Source organism: Gloeocapsopsis sp. IPPAS B-1203 (assembly GCF_002749975.1).
Classification (GTDB): domain Bacteria; phylum Cyanobacteriota; class Cyanobacteriia; order Cyanobacteriales; family Chroococcidiopsidaceae; genus Gloeocapsopsis.
In genome coordinates this window covers 77,982-83,981 of record NZ_PEIG01000021.1, presented here as the reverse complement: position 1 = coordinate 83,981, position 6,000 = coordinate 77,982, and the positions used below count along the sequence as shown (strand labels likewise).

The following is a 6,000-nucleotide window of genomic DNA, read 5'->3' as shown; positions in this document are numbered from 1 at the left end:
TGAAAGAAGTGGTTAGTAGAGTAAGTGATTGCAACGAATTTCTTCTTTGACCCCCGATCTCTGACCCCTGACTTCTCACTAAGTCATCAAATCTTGGAAAACTTGCTAAATAAACCACAATTAATAGGGGCATTGCCGCTTAAAATAATCAGGATTCAAAAATTCCTTCTCTAGGTAGAAAGACTATGCCCCGCCGCGACGATATCCATAAAATTCTATTGCTTGGCTCCGGTCCAATTGTGATTGGACAAGCTTGCGAGTTTGATTACTCCGGTACGCAAGCCTGTAAAGCACTCCGCGAAGAAGGATATCAGGTGGTGCTGGTGAACTCAAATCCGGCAACAATTATGACTGATCCGGAGACAGCGGACAGGACATACATTGAACCGCTGACACCGGAAATTGTTGAGAAAATTATTGCCAAAGAGCGCCCTGAAGCTCTGTTACCAACAATGGGCGGACAAACGGCGCTCAATATTGCTGTAGCTTTGTCAAAGAATGGAGTTTTAGAAAAGTATGGCGTTGAGTTAATCGGTGCGAAGCTCCCTGCAATTGAAAAAGCTGAAGATCGGCAACTATTTAAACAGGCAATGGAAAAAATCGGAGTGGGTGTGTGTCCCTCCGGTATCGCTTCTACGGTTGATGAAGCAAAAGCGATCGCGCTCACAATTGGTAGCTATCCCCTGATTATTCGCCCTGCCTTTACAATGGGCGGTAGTGGTGGTGGTATCTCCTACAACCAAGAAGAGTTTGAAATAATGGCACAAGGGGGAATTGATGCCAGTCCAGTTTCCCAAATTTTGATTGAACAATCGCTATTAGGCTGGAAAGAATACGAACTCGAAGTGATGCGCGACTTGGCAGATAATGTCGTGATTATTTGCTCAATCGAAAACCTCGATCCGATGGGAATTCACACCGGAGATTCAATTACGGTTGCTCCTGCCCAAACGCTTACAGATAAAGAATATCAACGCCTCCGCGATGCTTCGATTCAGATTATTCGTGAAATTGGTGTAGAAACAGGCGGTTCTAATATTCAATTTGCAGTGAATCCGGTTAATGGCGATGTCATCGTGATTGAGATGAACCCCCGCGTCTCGCGCAGTTCGGCTTTGGCGTCTAAAGCTACAGGTTTCCCGATCGCTAAATTCGCCGCCAAACTAGCCGTTGGTTACACGCTCGATGAAATCAAAAACGATATCACCAAGAAAACTCCAGCGTCATTTGAACCAACCATTGACTATGTAGTTACAAAAATTCCTCGCTTTGCCTTTGAAAAATTCCCTGGTTCTGAACCTGTACTGACGACACAAATGAAGTCAGTAGGAGAAGCTATGGCAATTGGACGGACGTTTCAAGAATCGTTCCAAAAAGCCTTGCGATCGCTTGAAACTGGACGCGCTGGCTGGGGATGCGATCGCTCTGAAAAACTTCCTAGTGGCGAACAAATTCGCGCTCAACTGCGCACGCCAAACCCTGAACGAATTTTTGCAGTACGTCATGCCATGCAGCTTGGGCTAAGTACTGAAGATATTTACGAACTTACGGGAATTGACCCCTGGTTCTTAGATAAAATGCAGCAGTTGCTCGACACAGAGAAATTTCTGAAGCGGACGCCCTTGGAGAAGTTGACAAAAGAGCAACTCTATGGAGTCAAGCGTCAGGGATTTAGCGATCGCCAAATTGCCTTTGCAACGAAAACAACCGAAGATGCAGTACGCGAGTATCGCAAACAACTTGGTGTCGTCCCCGTTTACAAAACAGTAGATACCTGCGCCGCAGAATTTGAAGCGTATACTCCCTACCACTACTCCACCTACGAAGCAGAATCCGAAGTTCAACCATCAGATAAACAAAAAGTCATGATTCTAGGTGGTGGTCCTAACCGCATTGGACAAGGTATTGAATTTGACTATTGTTGTTGTCATGCAAGCTATGCGCTTAAAGCCGCAGGGTTTGAAACAATTATGGTAAACTCAAACCCCGAAACCGTCTCGACAGACTACGATACGAGCGATCGCCTTTACTTTGAACCGCTCACCAAAGAAGATGTATTAAATATCATTGAGGCAGAACAGCCTGTCGGAGTCATCATTCAATTTGGCGGACAAACACCACTTAAATTGGCAGTACCGTTACAAGAATATTTAAACCGCCCAGAAGTCAAAGAATTGCTTCCGACTCGGATTTGGGGAACTTCTCCTGATTCAATCGATACTGCTGAAGATCGCGAACGGTTTGAGAAGATATTAAACGAGTTAGATATTGCCCAACCACCGAATGGAATTGCACGCAGTTATCAAGATGCCCTGGCGATCGCTAGTCGCATTGGTTATCCGGTTGTTGTGCGTCCGAGTTACGTCTTAGGCGGACGGGCGATGGAAATAGTTTACTCGGATACAGATCTCGAACGCTACATGACATTTGCGGTACAAGTAGAGCCAGATCACCCGATTTTAATCGACAAGTTTCTCGAAAATGCGATTGAAGTTGATGTCGATGCGATCGCCGACAGCACAGGTAAAGTTGTCATTGGCGGAATTATGGAACACATTGAACAAGCAGGAATTCACTCAGGTGATTCAGCGTGTTCTTTACCAGCAATTTCGCTACCATCTTCGGTATTAAATAAAATCCGGACTTGGACTGTTCAACTAGCGCAGCGACTCCAAGTAATTGGATTAATGAACATTCAATTCGCGGTTGTCGGCGCTCACGGTTATAATCCTCAAGTTTACATCCTAGAAGCAAATCCCCGTGCTTCGCGGACGGTTCCTTTTGTGTCCAAGACAACGGGTATTCCCCTAGCAAAAATGGCATCGTTGATTATGTCAGGTGAAACACTAGAATCACTTAATTTTATGCAGGAACCTTTGCCAAATCACATCGCAGTGAAAGAAGCTGTACTGCCATTTAATAAGTTTCCTGGTACAGATACGATTTTAGGACCAGAAATGCGCTCGACTGGTGAAGTTATGGGCATTGACAGTGATTTTGGTAAAGCCTTTGCTAAAGCAGAATTAGGCGCTGGCGAAACACTACCGCGTCAGGGTACGGTGTTTGTCTCAATGAGCGATCGCGATAAAACACTTGTTGTCCCTGTTGTCAAAGATTTCATCGATTTAGGTTTTAAAGTTGTTGCGACTGACGGTACGCGGCGGGTTCTCAAAGAGCATGGTTTAGATGTTGAATTAATTCTGAAGCTTCATGAGGGACGCCCGAATGTTCTAGATTCAATTAAGAACCGACAAATTCAACTGATTATCAATACTCCCTCTGGCGAAGAAGCCCAAACTGACGCGCGCCTAATTCGTCGCACTGCACTAGCTTATAAAATTCCAATCATCACAACAATCGCTGGTGCTAAAGCAACTGCTGCGGCTATCCGTTCTTTACAAGCAACGCCTTTGAGTGTGAAGGCGATTCAAGATTACATCAGTGCTAGGTAAGAATCGGATATATGTAGCCCAAAGGAAGGGCTATGTGCTCTATTTATACTGCGGCGGCTTGGCTGTAATTCTAAATTTGCCTATTTCAGGGAACTACACAACACTCGGTTGATAAAGGCTTGGAGAACTAAGCTGTCGCATCTTTTTGTCGAATTATCATAACTTTTACCTAAATCTATGGCTTGTTGCAACATTTAGTATTATGAAATATCTTCCCTAAAGATATAAAGAGTTTAGAAGTTTCAAGAAGGCTTTCTAAATTCTGCTGTATTATTTAACTTCGGTATTTTAGATGTAGTAGGACTTTATGTAATTCAAAAACTCTATGAATCACAACTGCTCTCGTCATTAACAGGCTATAAGTAAGTAAAAACAAGGTAACTAAAAATACACATATATCATAACTCTCATTTTTAACTAATAGAATGTAAAGAAATGTATCTAAACCAAATTTACGGCAGAAAATTCAATTCCTGCATTAAAATAAACATCCTAAGTACAACTAGCAAAAAATTAAATCAAACTTTACAACGTTTTGTTTTCCAAGATGCAATTGTGAGAACGATTAGTAGTTAGGCTGTAGAAAAAAATCAGTCAGACTAACTTTGTAGCAACTCAGTTCAGCTATTAGCTCGGTGGGGAGTACAACAGCAGCGTGATAATTTAGCACTTACCCTGGGAGTTCAAACACTGAAAATTAGCAACACTGGACTAATAAAGGTTACAATAGTTAACATAGGAGTATTCAAATTTAATGAAGTGGTGACAAGACAAGTTTTAGCTACTTTGTCTCGAGTTATCGTTTCCAAGTTCAAATTTGGTCAAACTTTGGGGTCAAACACTTAAGTTGTTCATAATCAACAATCATTTAATCTTTGTTGAGTGTGACTTTGCATAAAAGTTGCCAGTCAATGATTGCACCATCTCGCCAAACCTCTGATTATCAATTTACTAGCGTAGTGCCATGAAGACTGCTCAGACAGCCACAGACCTCGTGCGGACTTATCTGCGAGAAATTGGTCGTGTACCACTTTTAACCCACGAGCAAGAAATATTGTATGGCAAACAAGTGCAGCGCTCAACTGCCCTGCAAGAAATCAAAGAGACTCTCAGTGTCGAGTTAAATCGAGAACCGTCCCTAGAAGAGTGGGCTGCAACTGCGGGGATAAATCCTGCTGAAATTAGCAAGGCGATCGCTTTAGGAGAAATTGCCAAACGAAAAATGGTAGAGGCAAATCTCCGACTAGTTGTGTCGGTAGCTAAAAAATACATCAAGCGTAACGTGGACTTGTTGGACTTGATTCAAGAAGGAACCATTGGGATGCAGCGTGGTGTAGAAAAGTTTGACCCGACAAAGGGATATCGGTTTTCAACGTATGCTTACTGGTGGATTCGTCAAGCAATTACGCGGGCGATCGCAGAAAAAGGTCGAACAATTCGGCTACCAATTCACATCACCGAGAAGCTGAATAAAATCAAAAAAGCACAGCGACAGCTATCTCAGCAACTAGGGCGTGCTGCTACCATTTCCGAGTTAGCCACTGAACTGGAGTTAACTCCCAAACAGGTAAGAGAATATTTAGAACGGGCGCGACTACCATTATCTTTAGACCTACGTGTAGGAGATAATCACGATACAGAACTCGGAGAGTTGTTAGAAGATACCGGCGTTTCTCCAGAAGATTTTGTGCTGCAATCGTGTATGTCTACTGACATTGAACAGATGATGGCAGATCTGACACCACAGCAACGTGAGGTATTGTCACTCCGTTTTGGTTTAGTCGATGGACAATCAATGACACTAGCAAAAATTGGCGATCGCCTCAATATTAGTCGCGAACGTGTTCGCCAAATTGAGCGTGAAGCCCTCACAAAGCTGCGCAAACGCAAAGCTGATATGGATCAGTACTTAGCAAGCTAGAAAGAGTGTTGTAGAGTTGGCGAGTTGTAGAGATTGAGAGATTTAATTAGCTGTTTTTTCCTTACTACCCTACTACCCGCCTACCCTTGTCTTCTCAGGGTGAGAGAATCCGTCACCGTCGTGTTCGGTTTCACCAACTACAGCAAGCATTAGAGCTTGTTACATTAGTTTGCAGAAGAAAACGATAGTTAGTTCAATTTTTAACAGCATAGTCAAGCCTCTCAATTGAGAATAGACTATAGCTAAACCGGAGGTACCAGTGAGCGACGTATCTAACCAAGCTTCAAGATTTTTTGATGGCGAAGAGAACAGCGGTCTATTATGGCAGTATGTTCAAGGGCTAAGTCCAGAATCCGTTAATCAACTCTCTAAACCTACTTCTGGGGAAGTGTTTCAAATTATGGAACGCAATATTATCGGACTTCTAGGAAATTTGCCTCCAGAAAATTTCAACGTTAGCATTACAACAACCCGCGAGAATCTAGGGCGTCTGCTAGCGTCAGCAATGATGAGCGGTTATTTCTTGCGTAATGCAGAGCAAAGGATGCTATTTGAGAAATCTCTGCAAGCAGCTGAAGCCAGTAACTCAGCACATGAATAGCTATGATTGTACTTGTACTATGTTAC

At 43.1% G+C, this 6,000-nt stretch carries 3 protein-coding genes; all 3 read left to right on the top strand.

Annotated features, from left to right (window positions below; all coding sequences use genetic code 11):
* Positions 1 to 185 precede the first annotated feature (185 nt).
* A complete protein-coding gene (gene carB, locus CSQ79_RS25265) occupies positions 186 to 3,452 on the top strand; it encodes a carbamoyl-phosphate synthase large subunit (protein ID WP_099703865.1) in 3,267 nt (1,088 codons plus the stop codon).
* 964 nt (positions 3,453 to 4,416) lie between these two features.
* The gene (locus CSQ79_RS25260) at positions 4,417 to 5,373 is read left to right on the top strand and encodes an RNA polymerase sigma factor, RpoD/SigA family (protein WP_099703864.1); all 957 of its coding nucleotides are present in this window, start codon (positions 4,417 to 4,419) and stop codon (positions 5,371 to 5,373) included.
* A 259-nt stretch (positions 5,374 to 5,632) separates the two neighbouring features.
* The gene (locus tag CSQ79_RS25255) at positions 5,633 to 5,974 is read left to right on the top strand and encodes a DUF760 domain-containing protein (protein WP_099703863.1); all 342 of its coding nucleotides are present in this window, start codon (positions 5,633 to 5,635) and stop codon (positions 5,972 to 5,974) included.
* Positions 5,975 to 6,000: the final 26 nt, after the last annotated feature.

Coding starts and splice junctions, on each gene's coding strand:
- carB (WP_099703865.1), top strand. CDS start 186: ATGCCCCGCCGCGACGATATCCATAAAATTCTATTGCTTGGCTCCGGT.
- CSQ79_RS25260 (WP_099703864.1), top strand. CDS start 4,417: ATGAAGACTGCTCAGACAGCCACAGACCTCGTGCGGACTTATCTGCGA.